A 26,291-nucleotide genomic window follows, 5' to 3' on the forward strand; every position below is an offset into this window, starting at 1 on the left:
GCAATATTATGACAAATACACTTTATTTCTTGTGTACAGGGAACTCATGCCGTAGTCAGATGGCAGAAGGATGGGCAAAAAAGCTACTACCAACCAATTGGACAGTTAAAAGTGCTGGTATTGAAGTACACGGGGTAAATCCGAATGCCATTAAAGCAATGGAGGAGGTAGGAATTGATGTTTCAAATCATACATCTGATTTAATTGACTTTGAGACATTAAACAGTGCCACACTAGTGGTTACATTATGTGAAGATGCAGCTGATAAATCCCCAATGACACCTCCTCACGTTCGTCGTGAGCATTGGGGATTTGAAGATCCTGCAAAAGCAACAGGTACAGATGAGGAAAAATGGACTGTATTCCAAAATATACGTGACGCAATTGGCCAACGAATTGAACATTTTGTAGCTGAGGATAATACGGTCTGTTAGTAATTATTCAATCTGTTGAATGGAGGATTTAAAAATGACAGTAAATCATGCTAGCGTATTAACTAAAGATTATTTTATTGCTTATTTAAAGTTAATAATGAATAGTAGAGAATACACAATAATAGAGGCTAAAGAGTTTGCTTTTAATTTCTTCTTTAAAGGAGATATAGATCGTTACGGCACTTCGACATGTTTGCAAATTGATAAAACAATGTGTGAAATTGAAATGTGTTAATTACACATGCAAAGTTTACAACGTCTAGCTAACTGCTAGGCGTAAAAAATATATTTTATATAAGGAAATGCTTATGTAAAGAAAATAGAGGAGAAGTTAATGATAAAAACACTTAAAATAATCAACCAAAATGGATCTTGTTGTACTACAACTAAGGCTATTGAAGTCCAAGAGACTGTTAATAATTCCAATAAGAATTTACCGATTGTCATAATTGGTGCAGGTCCAATTGGATTAGCTGCAGCTGCTCATTTAGTGGAGCAAAAGCAAGCATTTATTTTACTAGAGGCTGGGCGTGAAATAGCACACAATATTCGTACCTGGGGGCATGTTACATTATTTTCACCATGGCGATATAACATTAATAAGGCTGCTAAAGCTTTATTAGATGCCTCCGGTTGGGAAGAACCTAATTTAGATATTTTACCGACAGGACATGAATTAATTGATCTTTATTTAAAGCCTTTATCTGAGCTAGTACAAATAAAGCCTCACATTCAATTGAACACAAAAGTAGTAGGGATTTCACGACAATTGAATGATAAGATGAAGACAAAAAATCGAGTAGTACAGTCCTTTACTATTTATATTGAACAAGAGAATGACATCCATATGATTGAGGCGAGAGCAGTTATTGATGCGACGGGTACATGGGGGAATCCAAACCCAGCAAATTCTACAGGTGTATGGCTGCAAAATGAAAAAGCATTAGCAAATTACATTGAGTATGGTATCCCAGACATAAATACCAATGCAAAGCGATATGCCAATAAAAAGATTGCAGTCATTGGTGGTGGCCATTCTGCTATCAATACATTATTGGCACTTGCGGAATTACAAGAAGAGAATCCTGCAACAAAGCTAGTGTGGATTATGCGTAAAAAATCTGTAGAAGAAGCCTATGGTGGAGAAGAAAAAGATGCATTAGCAGCACGTGGCGCACTCGGTGTTCGCATTCACGAATTAGTGGATACAGGCAAGGTTGAAGTAATAACACCTTTCTATATCTCACAAGTGAAGAAAGATGAGAACATCCATATTGTTGGTACTATAAACGAAGAACAAAAAGTATTAACAGGATTTGAAGAGCTTATTGTCAATGCAGGAAATAGACCAGACCTATCAATTAACAGTGAACTACGCCTTTCCATTGATTCAGCAACTGAAAGTGTGCATGCATTAGCGCCATTAATTGATCCAAATGTGCATAGTTGTGGCACAGTAAGAGCGCATGGAGAAGAAGTTCTACGCCAACCAGAAAAGGACTTCTATATAGTCGGAGCTAAAAGTTATGGACGCGCACCAACATTTTTAATGGCAACTGGCTACGAACAAGTTCGTTCAATAACAGCTTATTTATCAGATGATGAAGAAGCTTCAAAACGTGTGGAATTGGAATTACCTGAAACGGGTGTATGCGGTATTAATCTTGCCAATTCATCTAATTCATGTTGTTAAAATTTTGACTGTTAGGGAAAGCTAGCAGTCCTTTTTTAAATACTAAGGGGGAATTGGCATGGACACACTTATAATTCGTGGAATGGAAAATAAGGATTTAAAACAGGTATTAAAGATTTTGAACTGTTCGCAAATCCACGTTTTCTTTATTTTGCTGTAACATCAATGTTGCAAAAGTATGCCGTAAGTGATGTAGCGTGAAGCGGGTAGGTGGGAGGCCTGCCTTTTTCAGCACATCTTTAAATATGACATGCAAACCACGTGGATCTAATGCTTTACGATTTTTATTCAGGAAAACAGGCTCTGATTGATCTTAAAGAAGCTTTATAAGATGCCAGAAGCGGAATTAAGTGTGGATGAAGGGGCAATATCCGTTCTTTTTTCCCTTTTCCATCAATTCGAATCGTTTCATTTACCAGATCAACTTGTTCCCATGTTAATGAAACAAGTTCAGAACGTCTTATACCTGTTGTTGCTAATAATTTAAACATGAGCTCATTCCGCATCGAAAAACGCGATTGGGCGCGTTCTAGATAGTCAAATAGCTGCTTTAGATCCGTTAATGTCATATACACAGGAAGTTTATCATCGGTCTTTGGCGATTCAATCCCGTGCGTAAAATCATTAGCAAGATATTGTTTTTGTAAACAATATTTGGTGAATGATTTTAAGGAAGAAATTTTTCGGTTCACCGAACGAGGTTTTTGTTTTAATGATCCTAATAGATATTGGATAAAGCGACGTACTTGGGTCTTGGTAATCTCATTTAAACAGGTTGAACAGCCGTGATCCGTTAAAAAGGTTAAGAAGAGCTGTAAATCGTATTCATAACTCGTAACCGTATTAACTGAGTAATTCGTCAATGGCAGCGTGTAGTTGCAAGTATAAAACCTCCAGATATCGTATTAAACAATAATTATTATCTGTACAAAATCATCCATTATCATCATCCCATTATCGTAAAAATCGTTCACATGATTATTATAAGGAACTTAAGAATGACAAGTCGAAAAGTACAGATATTATGGGGAGTTGACGTATCCAAGCCCTCCTCCACGCCAAATAATTTTAGTTTACATAATATAAATTATAGGAAGTTACGTTTCATTGAAAAGTATACTAATAATAGTGAGACGGAATTGAAATTGTGTTAGTAATCGCTCAATTAATTAATTATCTTTGGTCAACAAAATTTTATATGGGTACATGTAAAATGACCCGTCCATAGATGCTTCTATTATCTTTAAACAAATTATTTATACCTGCTTGTTACCAAACGTTTTTTAATTTACAGAAGATCATTGTTACTTTTTGTGCTTATTAATTAATATGTGTACTATTAATTAATAAGCACGTAGTCTCAAACCATCATTCCTTAATAAAGTCGCTATTACAGCTAAAACTCCATTAAGAAATGCATTCCTGAGAAAACCTTCAAGTGCATGATTATGTGGTTCTCTAAACGCTATTCATCTCTATAAATTACAGTCTTTTTAAGGCTCAAACCCAGCCTGGCTCACATAAACTTGATTTTCGGGAAAGACTTCAATAAATCGGTTATATACATTTTTAAGAACATGTGGTCCATACCATTCCTCTAAGCCAAGTTGGGCGTATTTGTTCTCAATACCAAGTTTTCGTGTGCGTTTACCACCACTGCCATCGCCCATGAAATAGTCATCGATACAGATCCGATCGACATATGACTTTAGTTTCAACGGAAAATGGTCCCCACTTGGTAATATGGGAGCTATAGCAACTTGGGTTGGTATGCCTGCAGCTGCTAATTTTTCCAATGTTTTAAAGCGCGCCTGGATTGGCGGTGCCTTTGGAGTGAAATGTTTTCGTATCGTTTCGGAATCGGTTTCAATCGTCATACTTACTCGAACTTTGTCCTTCAATTGTTGCAGCAAATCGATATCTCGACTTACCAGTGGGCTTCTAGTCTGTATTAATAAGAAGTCAGGTGGATCTTCTACCATAACTTCTAGTAGAGATCGTGTCACCTTTTCCTTTTGCTCTATTGGTTGATATGGATCTGTACTTGATGACATAAATATGGTTACATTCCCTTTAGTTTTGGCGCGATGAAGTTCTTTTTTTAATAAATTTGCAGCTCCATTTTTAATATCTACCCAATTTCCCCATTCACCTTCTCGAAACAAAGATACTGGCATTTCACGTACATAACAATAGGAACACCCAAAAGTACAGCCTGTATAAGGATTAAGTGAATGCGTATATCCAGAAAGGAAGCCAGTCCCTTTATTCAGAATTGTTTTTGGATTTTTATAGAATAATTCACTACTCATGACGGCATCTCCAATCGTTGTGCAGTAATAATTAAATTACTCAATGTTTAATGAAACTCTCTTTTCCAGATCAAGTAGCCATGTTTTCATTTCTAATCCGCCCCGATAGCCAGTTAATGAGCCGTTCTTTCCTATTACGCGATGGCATGGCACAGTAATTAATATCGGATTAGCCCCGATAGCCGCTCCTATTGCCCGAACAGCTGCCGGTTTATTAATATCATTTGCAATATCGGAATAGGATTTCGTCTGTCCATAAGGGATATCACAAAGTGCCCTCCAGACTGCTAGCTGGAATGGTGTACCTACGTACTCAAATGGAATCGTAAAGGTTTTCCGTCTTCCATCTAGATACTGAGTGATTTCAACGACAAAGGGCTCAAGCTTTTCAGCATCTTCAACAAGCGGACATCCTGGAAAGTGTTTCGTCGCCCATTTGACTAATTCCTCGAATGGCTTGTACTGTGAACCTATAAAGACAAGACTTTTTGTCGTTGACGCTATATGGAAGTTCCAATCTTTAAACTTTAGTAAAGACCAGTAAAGTGTTGGTTTATTCATTTTTTCCATTGTCCTGTTCCTCCATCTTCCTCATTTGACGAAATTGCGCTGGTGTCTGGCCCGTTTTCTTTTTAAATAAAGTAATAAAATAAGACGTGTTAGCCATCCCCACACAAATGGCGATATCTCCAATCGCTTTATTTGTCTGAATCAAATACTTTTTAGCTGCGTGAACTCTAATTTGCTGTATATACTCAACTGGCGTAATGCCTTTAACCTTTTTAAATGTCCGTTGCATATGATACGGACTTCCATGACAAATATTTGCTAACGATTCTAGCGTTAGTTTTTCTGTAAAATTTTTATCAATGTATTCCGTAATTAAATCAACCCACTCGCTATCAGGCAGATTTTCATTTGTGGGCTTGCACCGTTTACAAGGGCGAAAATTAGCACGGAGAGCTTGTTCTGCGTTTTGAAATATGCATACATTTTCTTTTTTTGGAACGCGTGATTTACATGAAGGCTTACAAAATATTCCTGTTGACTTCACAGCGTAAAAAAAATGATTATTGTACGCTATATCATTATTTATGATGGCTTGCCACTTCTCATCGGTTATCATTTCTACATCATTCAAATGACTATGAGCATAGCTCTCTTTGTGGCTGTGATCAATTCTATCTGGCATTTTTCTCACCTCACCTTATAATATACTCCCTATCCATTCGAATGGACATTTCAAAGAATGGACTAGCAAAATATTGAAATTAATGTTTATTTAGAATCGTGAAAAATAATTCCAAGACCGTATCGTTCTCCCGAAGTAACCGTGCTTACACCGTGCCGTACTGTATTTTTGTAATAGCCTTTTTTACCAAGCACAGGTCTGTGGTTAGTAGGAAAAATAAGTGCGCTGCCTTGCTCTAACGTAATGACATGTCCCCTGCTTTGAGCACGTGGGATTTGTTCTATTAATAAAGATTCTCCACCGCAAAAGTCTTTATCTCGTTGATTTAATACAAACACTACTTGAAACGGAAAAAATAGATCGCCATATAAATCTTGATGCAAACAATTAAATCCGCCTGTTTCATACTTTAATATCAAAGGTGTCGGTCTCATTTGATGATACCCCTCACACGTTTTCAAAAAATCTTGAAGTTGTTCTGGATACTGCTCTGTTTTCTTTAAATAACTCAGCCACCGATTCGCTGTTTTCGCTAATTCCAAATAAAAAGACTCTCTTAAATGTTGGATGATATCGGGTAATGGATAAGAAAAATATTTGTACTCCCCATTCCCAAAGCGATATCTCGTCATATTGATGGTCGTTCTGTATGACTCCTCCTCACTATACATCTCCATGAAAGATTCACATTCCTCTTTTGTTAAAATTGCTGGAAGCTTTGCGAAACCTTGCTCATCTAATTCATTTTGTATGGACTCCCAATCTAAGCTTTCGACACGTGTCTTTATGTCTTGCGCCATTTTATCCCTCCTATTTAGCATTCTTGATAACTAACACTATAACCTCATCAATCGAAAAAAATAAGGTGTTTAGAATGTAATAGCAAGATAACAAAATTAGGACAGGTGATGATGTGATAAAGTAAAAATGACATCAATGTATTTTGTAAAGGAGAATGAAAGAATGATATGGCATGAAGTCAAGAATGGTATTGTCATTACCCTACCTGAACATTTCAACATGAATGCCAATCTAGGCTATCTATCAAGAGAAAAGAAGGAATGCATGTATGAAATAGAGAACGACAGCATTATAAAAGTGATAGCTGTGGGAGAAATTCGGTATTTAGTACAGGTAAACGTCATTAAGAATAAACAAATGATCGTTCAATTCTTAAATGAATCTAGGCCTATTGAAAGGTGGCAGCTAGAACAGGTTGTAAAATTTATTCATGAGTGGTTTGATCTAAATAACGATTTAACACCATTTTATGAAATGGCAAAGGGAGATCCTTTACTTAAAGTACCTGCCCGAAACTTCTATGGATTGCGAGTAATAGGCATTCCTGATTTATTTGAAGCTTTATGCTGGGGCGTTTTAGGCCAACAAATTAACTTAGCCTTCGCGTACACCTTAAAGAGGCAATTTGTAGAAAAATTTGGCGATTTCATCGACTGGAATGGTAAAAACTATTGGGTGTTCCCAACGTACGAAAGAATTGCAAAGTTAACACCCTCGGACCTTGCAGATATTAAAATGACCGTAAAAAAAAGTGAATATATCATTGGCATTGCGAAATTAATGGCCAGTGGAGAATTATCGAGGGAAAAATTAAAGGAAATGGACTTTAAAGATGCTGAAAAAAGCTTAATTAAAATACGGGGAGTCGGCCCTTGGACAGCCAATTATGTATTAATGCGCTGCCTCCGGTTCCAAACAGCCTTTCCAATCGATGATGTAGGTCTTATTAATTCGATAAAAGTATTACAAAATATGAATCGAAAGCCAACGAAAGATGAAATCTTAGAATTATCAATGCCATGGAAAAACTGGGAATCCTACGCTACGTTTTATTTATGGCGTGTCCTTTACTAGATAAGAGCGATACGAGAACAATTATAAAGAGCATGCTTTGAACAAATGAATCAAAACATGCTCTCTGCCTCTTCGCTTCAAAATTCATATTAAAGCTGTAAATCTTTCATACAATCCATCGTTGTCTTTATAAACGCTTTGACAGCAGGAAGGGATTGCTTCTTTGATCGAGTAATAATGCTTATTTCACGGGAAGGTTCGGGTAAGAGAGGTTTTACAATGGAACCTTGTAAATTATAGGGTAAAGCTAGCTCCGGCATGATGGTAATGCCTAATCCTTCCCGTACCATTGCAATGATAGTTTGATTATCCTCCACATTAAACTGGATGTTTGGGGAAACTTGTTGTTCCTTTAAAAATTTCTTTACACTCACCTCACATCCTAGCTTGGGCATAATAAAAGCCTCCCCTTGAAGATCTCTCACTTTTACTTGTCCATTTATTGCAAAATGATGATGAATAGGTAATGTCAGGACTAATCTATCTCTAAGTATAGGGATTGACTCCAAATGATCCAATGGATTACTTAAAGACGTAAAACCTATATCCACTTTCCCCTCTTCTACCCAACGCGTAATTTGATCATAGCTGCCCTCATAAAAGTTTATTTCAATTCCCTTAAATTCTCCTCTAAACTTTGAGATGATAGTAGGCAACACTTTTGATGAGAAACTTGAAAAGCTACCAATATTTATCTTTCCATTTTGTATACCTAAAATAGAAGCGGTTTCTTGTTTAATGCTTTCTGCTTCAGATAAGATATTTCTCATGTTCTTTATAATCCGTTCTCCACTATCTGTTAATGAGATTCCATTTCTCCTTCTATTCAAAAGTGTAATTCTGAGTTCTGACTCTAAAGAAGCAATATTATGACTGATTCCAGATTGTGTCATTGCCAATATTTCCCCTGCCCTTGTGAAGTTACCAATATCGACTACTTTGACGATTTACATTATTAATGAAAAAATGTAAATAGAAAGGAGGCTAGAATCTTATGAAATTATATTTGATGATTATGTTTTGGAGTTCAATTTTGGTGTTAGCTATTCTAATTATTAAAGATTATCAAAATAATGTTAATCCGTTTACCGAACCTCTCACTGCTCTTGTGTATTTAATAATTATTTTTTGGATTATATTTTATTCTATAATGTATTTCACAAAGTATAAGAAAATTAAAATGGATTAGAAGTTGCTACTCTTACTCTTTTTTATTTATTCCCTTTCTTCTAGCCAACTGTAGAAGGCTGATAGAATATCGCTGTTTTTTAGTAAATATAATATAAATTTCAAATAAAAAAACGTTCCCAAATGAAAGTTTGGACACACACCAAAAAGCCATGAATGTTGTTAAATCGCGTTTTATGGCTTTTTTGATGAACGTTGTTTATACAGCTTTTTATACAGGCAGCGTAAACACTTGATACATCAATATTTACACGATTATGGCTTGCTGTTTCGTGTGCATAAAATCATGTATATTTCTTAGCGTTGTAAATCCACCTTTTTAGTTATTTATTCATGTTCATCAAGCCAGTTATAAAATGGCACATAGTTTGGTTTGCTGGTAATGTCTTTCTTTCAACGTGCATCATCTAATTGACTTTGTAAGCTGCATAGATGACCTTTTAAGCGTTGTAAAATTTCATTAGCCTTTATACTGGTTAATGTCGTTGTCACTTCTACACGACATTTTAAAACCTTTTGAATGATGTTCATCAGGTGCAGTTTTTCAAGATCCATTTCGCCCAGTTCCTCAAGATAGTTCCACATATCAACTTCAACTGCATCAAGAATCGTTGTAATTTCTTTCAATTGATTTTCCGTAGCAGCTGTCTCTTGTTTACTTGCGACTGACCAATGTAAATCGAAACCGACAATCACACGTCCCTTCTTCTTCTCTACATACCAGGACTCTAGTTCCGTATATTGATTAATTTCTCTAATCGCTACATCAAGAACACCACGTTTAAATTGTGCTGAATCTTTGTAGGAAGAAACACCTTCTACACTGAACAATTTCAACAAATCAACTTTACTCATTTCTTTATGCCAATAACCATAATGCCCTTTCAAAAGTCCATGTAAATGAGCTTTTAAATTTAGAGGTAATAGTCAACTCATTAGTAATATATTTTTCTTTCAAGTTTAAAATATGCGGTAAAAATTTAGGACTCCATTCAAATTTAAATAAACCTCGTTCATACTCCATTCCTAAAAAAAATATTCCAGTAAATCTTTCCATTCGAATTCCTCATGTTGATGATCAAAAACATGAATTTTACTTATTAATTTTATCATAATACAATAATCATAGAATAAAGGAGGAGTTAGTCATGAATAAAAAGATAGAGTTCTTTTATGTAGATGCTTTCACAACAGAAACTTTTGGAGGAAATCCAGCTGGCGTTATACCGAATGCAGAAAACTTAACAGACGAGGAAATGCAAAAAATAGCGAACGAATTAAACCTTTCGGAAACGGCCTTTCTTTTACCACCAACGAATGCAAATGCCAATTATAAAATAAGATATTTTACACCTACCAAAGAGGTAGATTTTTGCGGTCATGCCACTTTAGGTACAGCATGGTTAATGGCCAATAAGTATAATTGGATTGATAAGGACGATAAAATAGTCTTTGAATCAAATATAGGCCTAATTCCAGTAAAATGGCTGATGGAAAATAATCAATTAACTCGAGTATCTATGACTCAAGTAAGTCCCCAAGTAAAAAGTATCGACATTAGCCCAGAAGTCGTTGCGGATCTTGTAGGTATACAGGATACTGACATTGATGATAGATATCCAATAAAAATAGCGAATACAGGGGTACCACATCTTATGGTTCCAGTGAAGACCCGTCAAGCAATTGACCAAGCAGAACCTAAATTAAACGAGCTTAAAAAGATGAACAATCATTTTAACCTATCAACTACTCACCTCTTTACCTTTGATACAAATGGGCAATTTGATATTTATACAAGAGATTTTTGCCCCAATATAGGAATTGATGAAGATCCAGTTACAGGTGCAGCAAACGGCGCATTAGGCGGTTATTTATATCTGGAGAATATACTAGCTCAACAAGAAAGACATCAAATAATGATCGGTCAAGGACATACGATCAATAGACCAGGGATTCTTTATGTAACGATTACACCTGATGGGGAGAATGCAGTTATTGAAGTAGCAGGAGCGGCAGTTGTTTCCATTGAAGGAAAAATATTTGTATAAAGAGCAATATATATTATTTTCTGAATTTTTAGTATTTATTTCCGAGATAGAATAATCTTCTCTAAATTCTTCGCTTTTTGCGCATTTAGAGAAGTTTTATTTTAGGTGGAAACACCATTTTAAAGTCATTGATGGCACCTGAAACCATTGCTAATAATATCATTGTGTTATCTCAGTAATTTCCAGATCCCGCATGGTCGAACAAAAGGTACAATTCATGATAAAACCTAAACTTCTTGTTGCCAAGGTTTGATCAAATTGATACTTGAAAAAGATCAAAGCAAAGAGCGTGTTTGGATATAAAGATTGATCCAAATGCGCTCTTCCAGTTAAGCTATTACCATCCACTACAGCTAGAGCGTCTCATCTAATTTCTGAATTTTTGACTGAGAAATTAAATATACGTTGCCTAAAATGTCGATGTTGTCTCCCTTTACACGTATAGCGCAATCTTTATTCGATGCATAAATATTTAGTTCTTCCGATAAAGAAGACAGTTCGTCCTGCACCAACTCCATGTTATTTTCAAGATCAAAATGAGACAGGACGGAAAAATTGTCAAGACCGATTCCGTCGTATAAAGAGCTTTTTTCAACTGGATAGCCAAAATTTTTCGAGCATAACCATTTAGCGGACATATTGATTGCTCCAGCGCTTGCCCCTAACACAACCGCTGTGCTTTTTTTGATTATATCCGCCAATTCATAGTCTATTAAAAACCGATTCTGTTTAAGAGTATTTCCACCTAACAAGAAAATGGCTGACGCATTTTGAATGAAGGCTTGGGCATCTTCCTTCTGTACGTGATAATTAATTAAATGATAGTCTTCGAACATAATGCCTGCCTGGTCAAGCCACGAGCGTTCAGCAGCGCCAACATCTTCATTCAAAAGTGGATTCGAGCTAATCATAGCAAGCGATTTTCTATCAGCTATATCCTCCTCTAACACCCTGCCTAGATTCTCTGGAAAAAAATCATTAAACCAACCTAAATAATAGTGTGTTTTCATATGTACCTCCGTTACTCATTCTGTTTCTAACACTAACTCAATACGATCCATATGTTCTGCTTGTCGTTCTAAATGTAATGATTGCGATACAATTTTATCAAATTCTTCCAAACAATACGACTTTATTTCAAATCTATATTTCTAATAATGTATAAATTAAAAAGCCCCTATGTAGGAGGCTTGAAAAAGTTGCTTTTTTGAAAAGCCGTATATATTAAGTTAGGCTCTTTGTTATTTCTCTATAAATCTCTTACTCCATTCCTAAATAGAAGGGACCAAAGATTGGTTATCGTCATACCATGCCAATGCTTTTCGTTCTAATTCTTTAGCAAAAGAATCTTTCTCAGCTATGTATGACTTCATGTTATTAGGAAATTGTTGTGCTAATCTTTCCTTTAAACTTCCATAAAGCTTCATTTCATCAGGATGTGATGTTAAATAATCCCGAAAGGCCAGATGCCTTGTGATTTCACCGCTTCCAATCTGATAAAAGTGAACGTAATGCGTGCGATTGTTCCCACCTTTTGAAAGTATCTACGCTGAGCTATTCCATTTTCACCTTTAGCAACATACCCTATTTTTTGCATCTCCAAATTGAATGTATCAACGAGATGAATATCTTTCACGACAGGTAGGATGTCTATGATTGGTTTAGCCTTTAACCCAGAACAGAGGTACTACCTATATGATAGATGTCTATGATTTCATTTTTTTAATATAAAATTCAGTTTTTCAGCCTCTTCCATAAACAGTTGAATCCATTGCTCATCGTACAAACTGACTACTAGTTTTCGCAAAGTATTTCCTCCTAACCACTTCATTAACCAATACTTTATAATGTTCGTGTTTTACGAAAAAGCAAATGTGTCCAGCCGGTGAGCAATTCGCATTTCATTATTAAAAACACGAACGATTAATTATTTTCACAACGTTAACGTACGCCTTTTCTCTTTACTGCCAACAATTACTACTAACTATATAGCTCGCTCTACGTACTTAATTGATTAAATTGAGTCAACCAAAACAGCATTGAACTTTTTCACGGTTTTATTAGTTAATCATTTAAATGAGCTTTTAAGAATTGCATAAATGGTTGCTCAATTAAATCAGATTTCCGCGAGCAAATAAATAAACTTTGCTGAATATCTGCCTGCTCAACATATACTTGAGCTAATTTTCCATTTGTTATACTTTCAGACACACTATAGGACGGAGCTAAAGTCATACCGTATCCTGCCTCCACTACTTTAATGGATTCATGTAAGCCCTGCATTTGAAGTCCTAATTTAGGTAACGGAGCATTAAACGTGTAAAAAATGGACTCCAATAAATCGAGTGTCGAGCTGCCACGTTCCCGATAAATAAAGTCTTCGTCCGATAATTCATAATATGAATAAGCAATAATTATATATTTGTTTTATGTATAGTTTATCAGTAATTTAAGTATAGAGGTGATGAAATGGAAATTTTACTACAGGAATGGTTATCAATAAAAGGGTTTATTTTATTTACGATTGGTTTACTCGCGGCCATAATAGGAGTTCTGTTTGGTGCAGCAGGCTTTATTTTGATGCCTTCCTTATTACTCGTTGGCATTCCCATTCATACAACGGTCGCCGTTAATAAATTTGCGACAGGAATATCTGCCCTATCGAATGTTGTTTCATTTGTTATAACAGGACGTTTATCTTTTAAGAAATACTTTTCTTTCATGATAGTTTCTTGCTTAGGAGGTGCCTTGGGTGCATTATTTGCAATTCTCTTATCGGAGCGAATCATGAATGTGGTTGCTTGTATAAGCTTAATTTTCGCATTTATGATGGTCCTTCGCAGTAATAAATGGATTGTAAAAGATGTCAAGGAAACAGAGGAACAACGTATTAACAAGCTTGTTCCATTTGCCATTTCAATGTATGACGGAGGTTTTGGACCAGGCTCAGCACTTATGAATATAACCTATTTCTTAAAGAAACAACACAATTATTTAAAAGCAGTGGAATTAACAAGAATAATCTCGTTGTCAAGCTGTACAGGCGCTTTCCTCTTTTATTACTTTAATGGCATTGTAAATTGGGGAATTGCTATTCCTGTTTCGCTTGGCTCAATTGCTGGCTCTTTCTTAGGCTTAAAGATTATTCCCCACATCCAAACAAAATGGATTCAAATTATATTACCCATCATTTTTTTATTCTTAATTGTTCAAGTTGTGACGGATTTAATAAAATAAACTTACATCCACGCAGAAAACAAGTCCTACCCTTTATATCCAAAATTTAAGGACATAAAAGGCAGGACTGCCATCATGAATAAAATTTTAAGACAATGACAGTACCCTCTCCGGGAGTACTAGAAGCAGATATTTCCCCTCCATGGGCTACTGTTAGTTGTTTAGCGATGCTCATGCCCAGCCCTGAACCACTTGTATTTTCCTCTGAATTAGTACCACGATAGTACCGTTCAAATAATTGCTCTAACGTGGATGAATCCATTCCAATACCATTATCCTGAATACGAACAGTGAAGTAATGATCACTTTCCTTCTGCACAATAATATCAATTCTCGTATTTGTCGGATTATGCTTAATAGCATTAGAAATCATATTATCAATAATACGCGTGAACCATTTCATATCAAGAGGATATGTTATCGACTCTTCAGCAGCATGAAATGTAATATCATAGGAAGTAAATTGTGGATCATTTATAAAATGAATAACGGCTCTTCGAATGACTTCGTTTACTTCTTGCGTTTGACGAACCATGGGCAATGCATTGTTTTTTAGGCGATATGTTAAGCTTAAATCATCGATTAATTCAGACATAAAGGTTGATTTTTCACGTAATGTTTTCCCAATCTGCTTAAACTCTTCTTGTGACCAATTGTAGGGGGCTGATTCAAGGACATGCGCATAACCATTTATAGAAGATAGAGGTGTTTTCAAATCATGAGAGACACCAACAATCCACTCCTCGCGAGTTTGTTCAATTTGTTTGCGAAGCTTTTCGTTCTGCTTAAGCTGCTGGTTCAAATCATTCAAGGAATCATTAATTTCTCGAAATAAACGGAAGGACCGCTTCTTCTTGCCACGACGATTAAGTGACCTATCTTTTTTCTTAGCCTCTTGCTCGTGATAATTACCATCTGCCAATCGTTGAATAAAGTTAACAATATAGAGAACGGGTTGCCCAAATCGTTTACCATACCAAAACGCTGTGGCGATGATGAATAAAATAAGGGCTACTCCATATAGTAGAAATGTTTTTCCTAAATAGGTATTATGCTTACCTCCCTCCACCTTTACTGCAGCGGATGGTACTTCAATGACCCATGTCTGCTGTTTCTCTGCATCAAAATATATATATTGGCTGCCATTATTTCTGAGATGATCAGCCTTATCCCCAAGTAAATGATCGAGTGAAAGTTTTGCTTCAGGATTTTTCACATGCCCATATTGTTGGATGATCTCCCCATTGGCTGAATAAATTGCTAGCGTACCATGAGCTTTTTCCAATAGCTGCTTCCCTCGCTGAGAAAATCGATTTCCATCCCATTCTAATGTAAGTTTTTCTGCTAGCTGTCGGGCAGGACGTTTTTGACCAACTACAACAAAATAGGTTTGTCCACCTTTCTCCTCTTGGCTAATAATGAGCTCGTATGGGAACGGAATGCTTTTCTGCCAAAAGGCTATTAATTGACCAGGTTCGTAGTGCGGTGGAACATCAGATGGTAGTTTGGAAGAGGCCAACATATTTCCATGAGAATCGATTATTTGTAGCCATTCCTCACGTTTTTCTATATCAGAAATTTTGTTAGCATCCAACAACACATCGTTATTTTCAATTGAAAATGTTTGCCTTAGTGTACTATTGCTACCACTCGATACTTCCTGTGTTTCAGGTTCACTTTCTAACTGCAACCCAACATATACTAAAAAAATGATGGTACCTATTGCTAAAGTCACTAATACAAAAACAATTTGTGAAATAAAGGTAAAGGCAAGTCGACGACTAATTCGATTCATACCATCCCCTCTTTTTGAATTAATTTATAGCCTAGCCCTCTAATGGTTAATAACAATTCGGGGTCCTTCGGGTCCTTTTCTATCCTCTCCCGTATACGGCCAATATGTACGGTAACCGTATTATCATCCCCAAAGCTATGATCACCCCAGACAGCTTCATATAACTGACTTTTCGTAAATATTTGATTAGGATGCTTGCAAAAAAAGAGTAGTAATTGATATACCTGAGCAGGACAAGAAATGACTTGTCCATCCACCATTAATTCCCCAGCACGCTCATTCACCTGGAATCGGCCAAAATCGTAAATGAACGTATTGGAAGATACGTGCTGTGGTCTTTCCTCCTCATATAATTTAACGCGGCGTAGTTGTGCTTTCATTCGAGCGACTATTTCTAATGGGTTAAAAGGTTTTGTAATATAATCATCCCCGCCCATAGCAAAGCCTGTTAATTTTTCTAAGTCTGAGTTTTTTGCTGTAATAAATAAAATTGGGGCATCTGTTGTCTCCCGAATAAATGGACAAATATCAAAGCCACTCCTATCTGGCAGCATGACATCCAATAGGATCATGTCGTATGACTTCTTATTACATGCATTTAACGCTTCTTGAGCAGTGCTTGCACGATCAATTTGTCGAAAGCCCTCTTTCGTTAAAACCATTTGTAACATATCTAAAATTGCTGATTCATCATCAACAAGTAAAATGGCCACATCCTGTAAATTCATATTTTAAATCTGTCCTTTCCCGTCTAACATGGAATTCATTTTAACATGTTTTTTCCAATGAATAATACTGCTAGTTTGTCACCTCTACGAAGGAATATAAACAGAACATAAACAGCATTCTTAAAAGTTTATGAAAACGTCATCCAACGTTTCGGCTTACGTAAAAATCAGCCTTTATACTTTAAAGAGTGTTAAAAATATATTTCTATTATGGAGGAACCACTATGATTGCTATTTGGAAAAAGGAATTTATTCAATCATTTCGCAGTATCTTTTCACTTATTACGATTGGCATTTTTATTGCCGTCTCCTATTATTTATCTGATTTTGTCACAAATAGCAGTCTCCTTACTGGCATTAAATTTGCCGAGGCTGGCTATGTAAGTGGGCTGGTATTTCTAATTTATATGATGGGCTTTTTATTTATCTTTTCTTTATTTCACGACACCATTAATAGGGAAACGGAAAGCAGAACAATTCGGTTCCTAGTAACAAAAACATCCCGATCTTCTATTATTGTAGGCAAATTATTAGGAATCTTTTCATACTGGTTTATTTGCTTATTAGCTTCATTTAGTATTATTGCATTCTTTTCTCATGAATTTTATATTAAAACATTCGGTAGCTTATTTGTTATGCTAGCGTACATCGTGTCTTTATGTGTGCTACTTTCCTGTCTCATTCCTAAACGATCGATGTCAATGTTTATCGGATTACTAATTAGTATGGCTATTCCTACATTCGGTTTATGGAGCCTTTTTTCAGAAAAACTCTGGTTAAAAATCATTAAATATATGACTCCGTACCATTATATGCTAGAGGGCGGAACATGGGGATGGCTCGTTGTTCTGTTATTTGCAGCTATTATGGTAGGAGTCTCGATACTTAGTCTTCAGAGGAGGGATTTATAATGACCGTAATTGAAACAATGGATTTAAAAAAATCCTATCACAAGCATTTAGTTGTACGGGGCATCGATTTACAAGTACAGGAGGGAGAAATCTTTGGCTTCTTAGGAAGAAATGGTGCAGGGAAAACAACTTTCATTAATATGCTTACAGGAATTGTCCTTCCAACTAATGGTCAATTTCGAATATTAGGTGTACCCAACAATCAGCTTGATCGTGTCAAACGCAAAGTTGGTGTTCTTCCAGACTACACAGAGTTTTACGGCAATGATACAGCTCTGGAACATCTTCAATTTTTTGCAAAGTTACAAAAGCACAAGGTGACTAAACAACAATGTGTGGATTTATTAGAACAGGTTGGTTTAAAGAGCGCTGTACATGTTAAAACAAAAAAATTCTCGTTTGGGATGAAAAAAAAGCTAGGCGTAGCACAGGCTGTCATCGGAAATCCAGATTTAATTTTCCTAGATGAGCCTACTTCGGGGATGGACCCGGAATCTTCGTTAGAGATGCAAAAATTCATACGAACATTAGCCAGTCAAAACAAAACTATTTTTATGACATCTCATAATTTAAATGAAGTGGAAAAGCTATGTAGCCGAATTGCTATTATGAAAAACGGCATTATTTCAGGTCTAGGAACCATCGATCAATTGCAAAAGCAATTTCAGACAACGATTGAAACAACTATTAAGCTCTTACCTAAAAATGACACGTTGTACCGTCATGCTCGCGAGGAAATCGAAACTTGGACGACGATTAACTATTCAGATAACCAACACATTACTGTTGAAATACGCGATGAATCAGATATTGCTAGCATTGTGCATTCCTTATGTAAATTTGATACGGACATTTTTGATATTCAAACGAATCGACCTTCGTTAGAAGAGATATTTATGAATGACTAACAACAAGTAAGCAACTACTTTTGAAGAAGTTGCTTACTTGTTGTTTTGAAAAGGCTATATTTAAATTTATCGTTAAACCATTAATGGAGTCCAACAAAGCAGTACATGATTGTAAAGATCAACATAAAGGTTAAAACGGCTCCTAGTACATTTTGGTTATACGTATTTTTTCCATTTATTAGTTTTCTTAAAAAAGTAGTGAAATTTAAAAAATATAAAACTCCTAATACTGGTATGACAAACAACGTTATAAATAACATAAAATACTCCCCCTTATTTTTCATTATATTAAGAATAAGAATACATCTTTAGCTTAATAAAAAACGGTCCCATACCTTTTCATCCACCCAGAAGAAACCCTCGGGCGAGCAAGCTGCTAATACACATTGTTCATCTTCATAAAACATCAAATCCTCTGGTAATTCTGGCGTAATCCAACCAAAAAGTGAATCGCTACGCTCCTTCAAGAATTGAGCAGTCGTATCGTTTAATAGAAAATAATAAACAAATGCCGTATTTTCGCTAAGCGTTGTCGTCTCCCATTCATTTTCTACCTTTCTTTCGATAAGCTGATTTTTAATAGGAGCCAATAGCTCATCAACAGCCGCTAACCGTAATTCTTCATTATCCATTAATTGTCTGTTCTCAACGAGCTATATTTCAAACAAACACCCCTATATGCCCCATAAAAAAAGAGCTGCGGGTAGCAACTCAATGATTTTGAATGAAAGCCATCGTAAAATGCACTCAGTGATTATTTTTCTTAACCTTTGCTTGTCATAACTAATGGATGCGAAATCATTAAGGTTTATGTTGAATAGATTCCTCCATCCATTAGTTCAATTTAGAATGTATAACGATGTCATCTCATTTGCGATTAACTATCCAGTTCCTGAATTTTAGATCGAAAGGTTTTATTGTTTCTTTATTCGTCGCGATGACCTCGCAACCTCTATCATCATAAATAAAAAAGATGACGTTTTTGGTCAAATTTATAAAAAATACATCTGGGTAGTTATAGCCTGTACCGAATTTGGGCTTCAAACAGAAATCCTCATTACAGGCAGCTTTGATAAGTGATACATAGTGAATATCTTGTTTGTGGCACTTTAAGGAAAATCGTGAAATATAAATATCTTCATTATCAGATACATACGGCAAGGTTTGTTGTTTTAAATGGTATTTTATCTCTTTATTTTTTATATAACGATCATAAACCTTTATACGATTTTTCTTACCTTCAGCAAGCTTATACTGATAAACATTTGTCACAAGTAAAATTTCATCCGAATACGAAAAAATTTCGTTAAAAATGGTCAAAGCTTGATGGTATACATAATTAAACATGGCTAGATTTAGATGACCATTATCTTTCAATTGATAAAATCCAGCCCCAAATTCAACGTGAATACCAATATCCCATTGCTGATAAAGGCTAGGTGTTAACGTAAGTCCAGGAAAAGCTTTATTTAAATATTGTTCTACATCTATCGTCATTCACTCAAATCTTCCTTTAATTTTAATTAAATATTACACTTTCCCACATAATCTAGCATAAAATTCAAAAAAACTAGGTCACATTTTTATACTCATGATAATACATAGAATACAAATCATTTAATGTCACTTTTCCAAATGCAAAATCCACTACATTTCTCTCAACTAAAAAAGATGTAAGCGAACTTAATAAAGCGGCTTCAGAGCTTGGTAAATGAATTAATGTTATTCCATTTGTAAGTGTTTGAAGCTTTATGTTTGGAAATAGCTCATACAGTTGTTTTTCAGTAGAACTCTCCATATTATTCACGCGGATAGTTTTAATATGTGCTTGACTGAAACCTTCTATTATTTGATTGGTATCCACTAGTTTTCCTTCGTTAAACAAGAAAATTCGATCTGCATATTTCTCTAAATTATCGAGTAAATGCGAGGCAATAATAATAACCTTCCCCTTCGCCTTTTTCTCTACTAATATTTTCGAAATAATCTCTACATTATTTGGATCAAGTCCGTTCATAACTTCGTCCATCATCATAATGTCCGTATCCGTTACTATTTGCATAGCAAAGCAAAGACGCTGGCGCATACCAAGGGAATACGTGCCTGTTTTTTTATTTACATAATGCCCCATATTCAATATTTCAATGGTTTCATCTATAAGTTTTAAATCGGATTGCCACATGGTTGCAAACATTTTTAAATGTTCACGCCCGCTTAAGTGATTATACAAGTCACTTTGGTCTGGCATCATCGACACAAAACTATGAATTTTTACTTCATTTGATTTATTCGAGTAGCAAAGACCATCTTTAAATAGTACCTTCCCTTTCATAGGCTTTACATAATTCATCAACACATTCATAAATGTAGATTTTCCTGTTCCATTTGGTGCAACAAGCCCAATCATTTCACCTTGCTCAAATGTCATTGAAATATCATTTAACACTTTATTTTCCGCAAATTGCACAGTAATATTTTGAATGTCAATCACCTGTGTCCCTCCTATTTAATTAGCTTATAACGTCTATTCATAACAATAAGTAGCATGAATAAAATGACGACTACAGCTAAGACAAGTAACAACTGTAATCCTAAATTGAAATCTAAAAAATCGTTCATATAATAAAAATTCCTTTGTTTAGAAACAATTTGTCCGACTTGAATGTAAGAAGTTGGATAGATTTGAATATCCCAAAAGTAACCAACATATCGGCTGAAATAAAACTTCTCGCCAAAAATAAGGAGTAAGCCGATGGCAAAATTCATCATCTCGTTACGGAATATGATACTGCACAATAACACAACGTTGATGATGACCATAAACCAAGTTAAAAGCAAAATGAGGGTTTGTCCTAAAAACATCCCTAAAGTCATCGGTTCAAATTTACCCTCCTGACGCCATTCGAGATGAGGAGCATACATTGGAGATGGTAAATTGAAAGTTCCAAAGCCGGATTGTAAGCCTATAATAATGAGCCCAGCTATAAGGGGTACAAATAATACTAAACTCCCTAGTAGGACAACGATCATTTTCACCAATAGCTTTTTCCAATCGCTAATAGGAAATCCTTTGATAATGGATGGATGACGGCGATCTTTTGTGACGATATCAATGGCTAAAAGTAGTACACACACAATTAAAATAACAGGTAGTAATCCCTTTAATAAACGCTCGAACGTTTGCAGTGCTGTCCGCTGTTCGAAAATTTCCATTGATAATTCATACTTTGCGTTCGCATACGTATCATAACGGGCTGCCTGCTCTAAATAAGCATAAAAGGCATCATCTTCAGCATAATCATTATTTTTTATAAAATACTTTGAGTTATAGGAGAATGAATCACTTTTGTATGTAATCGCATTCGTAAAGTAGTACCAATCACTAGTTACCTCTGCATATTTTTTTAGATCCCCCTCATCTAATGCCTCTAATCTCGCTTTATCTATTGGATTTATTTGCTTAAATATATCAATCGCAAAGATGATGGCCGGATGTAGTCTATATATGTTTTGACCTTCCATCGAATCTAAAAATTCCTGCCGTGTTAAATAGCGAGCCTCAATTTCTTCATATTCGACTTGTTCAATCGGATCATATGCGGGTGCTATTTTAAATACATAAAAGAAGGTTGCAAAAGCAAGCAAAAAATAGATTGCTACGTTTTTCTTATTCGTAAAAAATTGTTTGAATTCAAATTTGAAATAATTCCACATGCTAATGAGTACCTCCCCTATGCCCTTTTAATTTTCCCTGTTGAGAAAAACGTTTTAATAATGAATAACATTAAAATAATACAGATAAATATAATAATTAAGCCTAGATTCATCGTAATATCAACAGGCTGTGCTAAATCTACTGGTGCGCCTCGTAAAATATCATTGAAGTTCATGAAATTAAAAGGATTATAGGGAAATACACTTATTAAAGATGGGAAAATCATCGGTAAAAAGAACAAAATAAAGTGCACAAATAATGTTAAATACATATTTTTCAGTAACACATTCAATATAATCGACAACAGCATGACGAAAATTGAAATGACTAACATATACCCAAGGCTCATCGCGATATATTGGATGGAAGAGATTAATACAGCATCGCCTACGTAAATTCCTACTGGATCTAGTGGGTTACCAAGTCCATGTACGATCCATAAAGGACTAGCGCAAATAAAAATGAGTAAAAAGCTTGTTAGGATGGTTAACAAAGAAATCATACATTTGGATAAAATATAGGAATCAAAACGAACAGGAAAGCCTTGAATTAAACTAGAATGCTCAAAATCATCTAGCAAAATAGAACTTGTTTGGAAGCTAATAAATATGTACCAGCCTGCACCTACGTAACTAAAGAAAAATAATAAGAAAGGTATGTATTGAAATAAGTCGGTTATTGTATCCCTTCCAGCATCATTCATCCATTTAAAATAAAGATAGTCCATCGAATTTTGTAATTTAGAGGGTAATAATTCTGCGATATCATTGTATCCTTCTAATTGGAATGCCTCTTGTCTTAATTCAGCAAGCTGAAGTGAAGCCTCATAATACATGGATTGTCTGTCCATCGTTAATGTGGCTATTTGCAATGCAATCTTACTTTTTTGCTTCGTTAAATTTTTAAATATGTCGCTGCCATCACCTGTTTCAGAGGCATCCTTCACTTGAAACTTTGATAGTATGGCCTGTGTTGAATAATAATCACCCTTTTTCTCAATAAGCTGATTACCAACGGCTTGCGCCTTTATATAAAACATAAAGCCAAAAACGATCATGACAACAGCAATTAGTGCAACTAAATTTCTTCGATTCGCTCGCTCTATCACTAGACCTACTTTTAATGCTTTTAACACTGGCATCCTCCTCGCTTTGAATTGTGAAAGTCTTTAGAATACTATGATAATGCTTCGTGGATATTTTTTCAATTTTTTGTATTTTAAAGGTTGTGAATATTACAAATAAAAAATTTTCTATTTATTGGATGAATAGCAAATAAATAATATGAAACTATAAAATCTAGATACTTTTTAATAGCTTATTTAACCATTCTAAGTATTTAGATTGTCAAATTGATAGTAATTATCTAGTGTGCTGCTTTTAAAACAAATTTTAATATAACTGGTACATTTATAAACGTCATAAATAAAAGGACTGCTTTTACAGTCCTCAATTGATCAATTATTTAAAATGGCTTATTTTCATTGTTCCACATAAGTTAGAATGAAAATTTATAGCCAGTATAATTAAACACCTTCTAACCATTTTAGTTGAACTTTTTTTGCTTCTGGAGTTCCCTACATTTACTAAAATCAGCATTATCTAATTCTATGATCATCCAACATCCCTTCCTTTTCTACTATGAAAGATACTCTGCTACATAGGCTATTATGTTATTTATCTCCCACCACTAACATTTATAATTTCACCAAGAATATAGTTGGCGGCATCAGAAGAAAGGAAGGCAATGACTTCTGCTACTTCCCTAGCGGTTGCAGCCCGTTTAATAGGTACAGTAGAAGTCAGCCGCTCAAGTCGATGATCGCCAGGAGCAAATTTATCGTGGAAAGGTGTCTCTACCATTCCAGGTGCAACCCCGTTTACAATAATTCCATAGTCAATTAGCTCTCTGGACATGCCAATTGTCATTGTATTTATGGCCCCTTTTGCAGATGCGTAATGGATACTTTCCCCTGCCCCTCCAATTCGTGCAGCTGCTGAAGAGACATTAATGATTTTACCGGATTTTACGGGAATCATATATTTTAATACTGCTTGGGAGCATAGGAGAACACTAGTAACATTTAATTGAAATGTTTCCTCCCATAGCGCCTCACTCATATCCATAAATGTACTTTGACGGATGCCACCACCTGCATTATTAACTAACACATCAATTGTGCCAAAAGAGGAAATAGCTTGTTCAACCATTGCGTTCACTTCGTCTTTATTCCTAACATTAGCTTGAATGGCAATAGCCGCTCCATCCTTTTCTTGAATACGTTGGACCGCTTCCATGGCCCCATTCACATTTGTATGATAATTAATAATTACTTTAGCGCCCTGAGCGGCCATCAACTCCGCAGTAGCAAGCCCAATACCTGAGCTTGCGCCTGTGATGAGAACAACCTTTCCTAATAAGTTCTGCATAGCTTCTCTCCTAACAAAACGTTTACATTGGTTATTCTCTATTTAACATTGTTAAACCTTTTAAGAAGGTTCGTATATTCATGTAAATATAACTATTACTATTTTGGTTATTTACTTGAAATTAATTCCTTACATATTAACTCAATGTCTTGTGAAAAAGATTTTACTTGGAAGGCATCTGAATATGCTTTATTTTCAGATGAAGCTACTACTTGTTGCAGTTTTGCCTCATAGGTTTGTACAAAATAATCTAGTGTTGGACTTTTCAAATTCAAGGCTTTTGCAACACCCTGAATGATTTTTACACGATAGTAATCTTCTTTTGGCATTCTAGGAATATCCCATTCTCTATTATGATTAATAAAAATCCTTTTAAGAGGAACTGCTGAGAAATCATAGTACTTTCCTTCTCTATCTGGTTTAGAGTATGGATCAATTAACAAGGATGCATAACGAATATAGAGCAAATACTCTTGATGGATAGACTCAAGGTTATTAAAATTTTCTATATCTTTCCTATCTATACTTGCTGGATGCAATGGATAATTATCATCTACCATAAACTTTAATAGATTTAGAGGTTGAATATTGAAATCATTCACCACTGTCATTACTTCTTTCCAATAATTTAGCATATGACGGATTGTTGTGTATGTGATGGGACCTTCAGGATAAAGTTTATACACATACTTTGGTGTCTTTGGTTCATCAAATATTACTTGTAAGGAAAAATCATTCATAAATAAGGGAGGATGTACGTATAAAGAAATATTTCTTGTTTCTGCTTCAAGTGGAGATGTGAATTTTGTTAATTGAATTCCCAAACGATTAAATAATTTACATAATTCATCTAATCGTTCTGTTTTTAAGTTAGTTGAACCAATATAAAGTGTTTTCTTTACCCCAGTTGTCATTACTTTATTTGACGGAATGTCATCCAACCATCTAGTATCTCCATAATAGGTTGAAAAACTAATGACTTCTGCATGTGTAGATAGATTTTTTAGGAAATTGGTAATTAAATGACTTGAGCCGAACGTTGGTGAAATTAATATAAAGCAGTTAACTTCCCTCAAAACTTTGATATCTATTTGTTCTAATACAGTAATATAGGAATCTGAAGTAACGCTTAGTACAACGGTATCCCAATTACCGTATATTGTATGGTATCCTTTAAATAATCCATCAATTGTACATTCTCCTGCAACAGATTGATGTTGTGTATTTTGAATAGAAACCTGAAGTGCAAGCTGATGTTGAACGATAGTTTTAAAGAAAATTTTAGAGCGTATAGATTCACGACCTGCAATAGCTACTTTACTATTAAGATGACTTTTAAAATTTACAGCTAATTGAATGGCTGTTGGTCCTGTTCCTAATATCAACACACTATTAAAATATGTCATAGCTTTCTCCTCATCTAAAAAAAGTCATTGTTCTTTTGATGTAAAATAACATCACTTTGAGGAAGTATTATTTCACCATTATTCGCCATTTTGTCTGGTCTACTTTTTACATTGAATCATAAAAAAAGATGGTAGCCCCTCTCCATGACGCATATCAACTAGAACATCTTTACTTAATCCGGCTTATTATTGGTTTATGTCATATTTACGCTAAAAAGGTGATATCTATATCTATCACTTCCCAACTTCTATTTTAGAGGATTAAAATTCAATATATGCCATATCCTTTATGACTATTTCGATGTATTTTTTACTTTAATGTCACAGTATAAATTGTATTTTTATGTCATCTTTGTTTTAGCTTTCATTTTGTTAGTGGTTAGAAGATTCTAGAATGGTTTTACTACGGGACGTCAGAGG

At 35.1% G+C, this 26,291-nt stretch carries 27 protein-coding genes and 2 pseudogenes; 8 read left to right on the forward strand and 21 right to left on the reverse strand.

Annotated features, from left to right (window positions below; translation table 11 throughout):
* Window positions 1–8 precede the first annotated feature (8 nt).
* From arsC to B3D94_RS19585, 3 genes are all read left to right on the forward strand, one after another.
* The gene (gene arsC / locus B3D94_RS19575) at window positions 9–434 is read left to right on the forward strand and encodes an arsenate reductase (thioredoxin) (RefSeq protein WP_291759624.1); all 426 of its coding nucleotides are present in this window, start codon (window positions 9–11) and stop codon (window positions 432–434) included.
* Between the two features lie 34 nt (window positions 435–468).
* Complete coding sequence (locus B3D94_RS19580; RefSeq protein ID WP_291759627.1) at window positions 469–669, forward strand: hypothetical protein; 201 nt, start codon at window positions 469–471, stop codon at window positions 667–669.
* Window positions 670–768: 99 nt separating this feature from the next.
* Window positions 769–2,127, forward strand: a complete 1,359-nt coding sequence (locus tag B3D94_RS19585; protein WP_291759629.1) for an NAD(P)-binding domain-containing protein — start codon at window positions 769–771, stop codon at window positions 2,125–2,127.
* A 172-nt stretch (window positions 2,128–2,299) separates the two neighbouring features.
* Here B3D94_RS19585 and B3D94_RS19590 read toward each other — a convergent pair.
* The 6 genes and pseudogenes from B3D94_RS19590 to B3D94_RS19615 form a co-directional block, all read right to left on the reverse strand.
* Window positions 2,300–2,383: pseudogene (locus tag B3D94_RS19590) on the reverse strand (hypothetical protein); the annotation flags it as partial.
* A 28-nt stretch (window positions 2,384–2,411) separates the two neighbouring features.
* A complete protein-coding gene (locus B3D94_RS19595; protein WP_291759632.1) occupies window positions 2,412–2,990 on the reverse strand; it encodes a tyrosine-type recombinase/integrase in 579 nt (192 codons plus the stop codon).
* A 630-nt stretch (window positions 2,991–3,620) separates the two neighbouring features.
* On the reverse strand, window positions 3,621–4,439 hold the full coding sequence (locus B3D94_RS19600; protein ID WP_291759635.1) for an SPL family radical SAM protein: 819 nt from the start codon (window positions 4,437–4,439) through the stop codon (window positions 3,621–3,623).
* 36 nt (window positions 4,440–4,475) lie between these two features.
* On the reverse strand, window positions 4,476–5,009 hold the full coding sequence (locus B3D94_RS19605) for a methylated-DNA--[protein]-cysteine S-methyltransferase (RefSeq protein WP_291759637.1): 534 nt from the start codon (window positions 5,007–5,009) through the stop codon (window positions 4,476–4,478).
* Entirely contained in the window at window positions 4,993–5,631 is a 639-nt protein-coding gene (locus B3D94_RS19610) for a bifunctional transcriptional activator/DNA repair enzyme AdaA (protein ID WP_291759640.1), read from the reverse strand. The genes B3D94_RS19605 and B3D94_RS19610 overlap by 17 nt, the downstream gene beginning before the upstream one ends.
* An 86-nt stretch (window positions 5,632–5,717) precedes the next feature.
* Window positions 5,718–6,431 carry a 2OG-Fe(II) oxygenase gene (locus tag B3D94_RS19615; RefSeq protein WP_291759643.1) on the reverse strand — a complete coding sequence of 238 codons (714 nt, stop codon included), beginning with the start codon at window positions 6,429–6,431 and terminating at the stop codon, window positions 5,718–5,720.
* A gap of 163 nt (window positions 6,432–6,594) precedes the next feature.
* Between B3D94_RS19615 and B3D94_RS19620 the strand changes: the two genes are divergently transcribed.
* Window positions 6,595–7,506 carry a DNA-3-methyladenine glycosylase family protein gene (locus tag B3D94_RS19620; RefSeq protein ID WP_069481431.1) on the forward strand — a complete coding sequence of 304 codons (912 nt, stop codon included), beginning with the start codon at window positions 6,595–6,597 and terminating at the stop codon, window positions 7,504–7,506.
* 89 nt (window positions 7,507–7,595) lie between these two features.
* Here B3D94_RS19620 and B3D94_RS19625 read toward each other — a convergent pair whose 3' ends face one another.
* The 3 genes from B3D94_RS19625 to B3D94_RS22960 form a co-directional block, all read right to left on the reverse strand.
* Window positions 7,596–8,453, reverse strand: a complete 858-nt coding sequence (locus B3D94_RS19625; RefSeq protein ID WP_291760679.1) for a LysR family transcriptional regulator — start codon at window positions 8,451–8,453, stop codon at window positions 7,596–7,598.
* A gap of 634 nt (window positions 8,454–9,087) precedes the next feature.
* The gene (locus tag B3D94_RS19630; RefSeq protein ID WP_349679808.1) at window positions 9,088–9,534 is read right to left on the reverse strand and encodes a hypothetical protein; all 447 of its coding nucleotides are present in this window, start codon (window positions 9,532–9,534) and stop codon (window positions 9,088–9,090) included.
* Between the two features lie 19 nt (window positions 9,535–9,553).
* On the reverse strand, window positions 9,554–9,751 hold the full coding sequence (locus B3D94_RS22960; RefSeq protein WP_349679809.1) for a RepB family plasmid replication initiator protein: 198 nt from the start codon (window positions 9,749–9,751) through the stop codon (window positions 9,554–9,556).
* A 91-nt stretch (window positions 9,752–9,842) separates the two neighbouring features.
* On the opposite strand from B3D94_RS22960, the gene B3D94_RS19635 reads away from it, so the two are divergent.
* A complete protein-coding gene (locus B3D94_RS19635; RefSeq protein ID WP_291759648.1) occupies window positions 9,843–10,742 on the forward strand; it encodes a PhzF family phenazine biosynthesis protein in 900 nt (299 codons plus the stop codon).
* A 353-nt stretch (window positions 10,743–11,095) separates the two neighbouring features.
* Here B3D94_RS19635 and B3D94_RS19640 read toward each other — a convergent pair whose 3' ends face one another.
* From B3D94_RS19640 to B3D94_RS19650, 3 genes and pseudogenes are all read right to left on the reverse strand, one after another.
* A complete protein-coding gene (locus B3D94_RS19640) occupies window positions 11,096–11,752 on the reverse strand; it encodes a Type 1 glutamine amidotransferase-like domain-containing protein (protein WP_291759652.1) in 657 nt (218 codons plus the stop codon).
* A 261-nt stretch (window positions 11,753–12,013) separates the two neighbouring features.
* Window positions 12,014–12,408, reverse strand: a pseudogene (locus B3D94_RS23095) (GrpB family protein); the annotation flags it as partial.
* A gap of 398 nt (window positions 12,409–12,806) precedes the next feature.
* A complete protein-coding gene (locus tag B3D94_RS19650) occupies window positions 12,807–13,160 on the reverse strand; it encodes a LysR substrate-binding domain-containing protein (protein WP_349679820.1) in 354 nt (117 codons plus the stop codon).
* 51 nt (window positions 13,161–13,211) lie between these two features.
* Here B3D94_RS19650 and B3D94_RS19655 point away from each other — a divergent pair, with 51 nt between their 5' ends.
* Window positions 13,212–13,979 (forward strand): sulfite exporter TauE/SafE family protein, encoded by a 768-nt coding sequence (locus tag B3D94_RS19655; RefSeq protein ID WP_291759655.1) that lies wholly within the window; start codon window positions 13,212–13,214, stop codon window positions 13,977–13,979.
* A gap of 73 nt (window positions 13,980–14,052) precedes the next feature.
* On the opposite strand, the gene B3D94_RS19660 is transcribed toward B3D94_RS19655, so the two are convergent.
* Both B3D94_RS19660 and B3D94_RS19665 read right to left on the reverse strand, forming a co-directional pair.
* A complete protein-coding gene (locus B3D94_RS19660; protein ID WP_291759658.1) occupies window positions 14,053–15,774 on the reverse strand; it encodes a sensor histidine kinase in 1,722 nt (573 codons plus the stop codon).
* Window positions 15,771–16,502 carry a response regulator transcription factor gene (locus B3D94_RS19665; RefSeq protein ID WP_291759661.1) on the reverse strand — a complete coding sequence of 244 codons (732 nt, stop codon included), beginning with the start codon at window positions 16,500–16,502 and terminating at the stop codon, window positions 15,771–15,773. Before B3D94_RS19665 ends, B3D94_RS19660 begins: the two co-directional genes overlap by 4 nt.
* A gap of 224 nt (window positions 16,503–16,726) precedes the next feature.
* Here B3D94_RS19665 and B3D94_RS19670 point away from each other — a divergent pair, with 224 nt between their 5' ends.
* Window positions 16,727–17,413, forward strand: coding sequence for an ABC transporter permease (locus B3D94_RS19670; protein WP_069481442.1), 687 nt, complete (start codon window positions 16,727–16,729; stop codon window positions 17,411–17,413).
* On the forward strand, window positions 17,413–18,321 hold the full coding sequence (locus B3D94_RS19675; protein WP_291759666.1) for an ABC transporter ATP-binding protein: 909 nt from the start codon (window positions 17,413–17,415) through the stop codon (window positions 18,319–18,321). Before B3D94_RS19670 ends, B3D94_RS19675 begins: the two co-directional genes overlap by 1 nt.
* A gap of 308 nt (window positions 18,322–18,629) precedes the next feature.
* Here the strand turns inward: B3D94_RS19675 and B3D94_RS19680 are convergent, their stop codons facing one another.
* From B3D94_RS19680 to B3D94_RS19710, 7 genes are all read right to left on the reverse strand, one after another.
* Complete coding sequence (locus B3D94_RS19680; RefSeq protein ID WP_254664284.1) at window positions 18,630–18,953, reverse strand: stage III sporulation protein AH; 324 nt, start codon at window positions 18,951–18,953, stop codon at window positions 18,630–18,632.
* 235 nt (window positions 18,954–19,188) lie between these two features.
* On the reverse strand, window positions 19,189–19,818 hold the full coding sequence (locus B3D94_RS19685) for a DUF3885 domain-containing protein (RefSeq protein ID WP_291759670.1): 630 nt from the start codon (window positions 19,816–19,818) through the stop codon (window positions 19,189–19,191).
* Between the two features lie 73 nt (window positions 19,819–19,891).
* Window positions 19,892–20,812, reverse strand: coding sequence for an ABC transporter ATP-binding protein (locus tag B3D94_RS19690; RefSeq protein WP_069481446.1), 921 nt, complete (start codon window positions 20,810–20,812; stop codon window positions 19,892–19,894).
* 11 nt (window positions 20,813–20,823) lie between these two features.
* The gene (locus B3D94_RS19695; protein WP_291759673.1) at window positions 20,824–22,035 is read right to left on the reverse strand and encodes an ABC transporter permease; all 1,212 of its coding nucleotides are present in this window, start codon (window positions 22,033–22,035) and stop codon (window positions 20,824–20,826) included.
* 17 nt (window positions 22,036–22,052) lie between these two features.
* Window positions 22,053–23,177, reverse strand: coding sequence for an ABC transporter (locus tag B3D94_RS19700; RefSeq protein WP_291759675.1), 1,125 nt, complete (start codon window positions 23,175–23,177; stop codon window positions 22,053–22,055).
* Between the two features lie 535 nt (window positions 23,178–23,712).
* Window positions 23,713–24,465: an SDR family NAD(P)-dependent oxidoreductase gene (locus tag B3D94_RS19705; protein WP_069481449.1), complete on the reverse strand. Its 753-nt coding sequence runs from the start codon at window positions 24,463–24,465 to the stop codon at window positions 23,713–23,715.
* 107 nt (window positions 24,466–24,572) lie between these two features.
* Window positions 24,573–25,871, reverse strand: a complete 1,299-nt coding sequence (locus B3D94_RS19710) for an opine metallophore biosynthesis dehydrogenase (RefSeq protein WP_291759679.1) — start codon at window positions 25,869–25,871, stop codon at window positions 24,573–24,575.
* Window positions 25,872–26,291: the final 420 nt, after the last annotated feature.

The organism is Lysinibacillus sp. UBA5990, from assembly GCF_002429815.1.
Classification (GTDB): domain Bacteria; phylum Bacillota; class Bacilli; order Bacillales_A; family Planococcaceae; genus Lysinibacillus; species Lysinibacillus fusiformis.

What these genes read in the sequence shown, in the direction of transcription:
- arsC (WP_291759624.1), top strand. Translation starts at nt 9, where the DNA reads ATGACAAATACACTTTATTTCTTGTGTACAGGGAACTCATGCCGTAGT.
- B3D94_RS19580 (WP_291759627.1), top strand. Translation starts at nt 469, where the DNA reads ATGACAGTAAATCATGCTAGCGTATTAACTAAAGATTATTTTATTGCT.
- B3D94_RS19585 (WP_291759629.1), top strand. Translation starts at nt 769, where the DNA reads ATGATAAAAACACTTAAAATAATCAACCAAAATGGATCTTGTTGTACT.
- B3D94_RS19600 (WP_291759635.1), bottom strand. Translation starts at nt 4,439, where the DNA reads ATGAGTAGTGAATTATTCTATAAAAATCCAAAAACAATTCTGAATAAA.
- B3D94_RS19605 (WP_291759637.1), bottom strand. Translation starts at nt 5,009, where the DNA reads ATGGAAAAAATGAATAAACCAACACTTTACTGGTCTTTACTAAAGTTT.
- B3D94_RS19610 (WP_291759640.1), bottom strand. Translation starts at nt 5,631, where the DNA reads ATGCCAGATAGAATTGATCACAGCCACAAAGAGAGCTATGCTCATAGT.
- B3D94_RS19615 (WP_291759643.1), bottom strand. Translation starts at nt 6,431, where the DNA reads ATGGCGCAAGACATAAAGACACGTGTCGAAAGCTTAGATTGGGAGTCC.
- B3D94_RS19620 (WP_069481431.1), top strand. Translation starts at nt 6,595, where the DNA reads ATGATATGGCATGAAGTCAAGAATGGTATTGTCATTACCCTACCTGAA.
- B3D94_RS22960 (WP_349679809.1), bottom strand. Translation starts at nt 9,751, where the DNA reads ATGGAAAGATTTACTGGAATATTTTTTTTAGGAATGGAGTATGAACGA.
- B3D94_RS19635 (WP_291759648.1), top strand. Translation starts at nt 9,843, where the DNA reads ATGAATAAAAAGATAGAGTTCTTTTATGTAGATGCTTTCACAACAGAA.
- B3D94_RS19640 (WP_291759652.1), bottom strand. Translation starts at nt 11,752, where the DNA reads ATGAAAACACACTATTATTTAGGTTGGTTTAATGATTTTTTTCCAGAG.
- B3D94_RS19655 (WP_291759655.1), top strand. Translation starts at nt 13,212, where the DNA reads ATGGAAATTTTACTACAGGAATGGTTATCAATAAAAGGGTTTATTTTA.
- B3D94_RS19660 (WP_291759658.1), bottom strand. Translation starts at nt 15,774, where the DNA reads ATGAATCGAATTAGTCGTCGACTTGCCTTTACCTTTATTTCACAAATT.
- B3D94_RS19665 (WP_291759661.1), bottom strand. Translation starts at nt 16,502, where the DNA reads ATGAATTTACAGGATGTGGCCATTTTACTTGTTGATGATGAATCAGCA.
- B3D94_RS19670 (WP_069481442.1), top strand. Translation starts at nt 16,727, where the DNA reads ATGATTGCTATTTGGAAAAAGGAATTTATTCAATCATTTCGCAGTATC.
- B3D94_RS19675 (WP_291759666.1), top strand. Translation starts at nt 17,413, where the DNA reads ATGACCGTAATTGAAACAATGGATTTAAAAAAATCCTATCACAAGCAT.
- B3D94_RS19680 (WP_254664284.1), bottom strand. Translation starts at nt 18,953, where the DNA reads ATGGATAATGAAGAATTACGGTTAGCGGCTGTTGATGAGCTATTGGCT.
- B3D94_RS19685 (WP_291759670.1), bottom strand. Translation starts at nt 19,818, where the DNA reads ATGACGATAGATGTAGAACAATATTTAAATAAAGCTTTTCCTGGACTT.
- B3D94_RS19695 (WP_291759673.1), bottom strand. Translation starts at nt 22,035, where the DNA reads ATGTGGAATTATTTCAAATTTGAATTCAAACAATTTTTTACGAATAAG.
- B3D94_RS19700 (WP_291759675.1), bottom strand. Translation starts at nt 23,177, where the DNA reads ATGCCAGTGTTAAAAGCATTAAAAGTAGGTCTAGTGATAGAGCGAGCG.
- B3D94_RS19705 (WP_069481449.1), bottom strand. Translation starts at nt 24,465, where the DNA reads ATGCAGAACTTATTAGGAAAGGTTGTTCTCATCACAGGCGCAAGCTCA.
- B3D94_RS19710 (WP_291759679.1), bottom strand. Translation starts at nt 25,871, where the DNA reads ATGACATATTTTAATAGTGTGTTGATATTAGGAACAGGACCAACAGCC.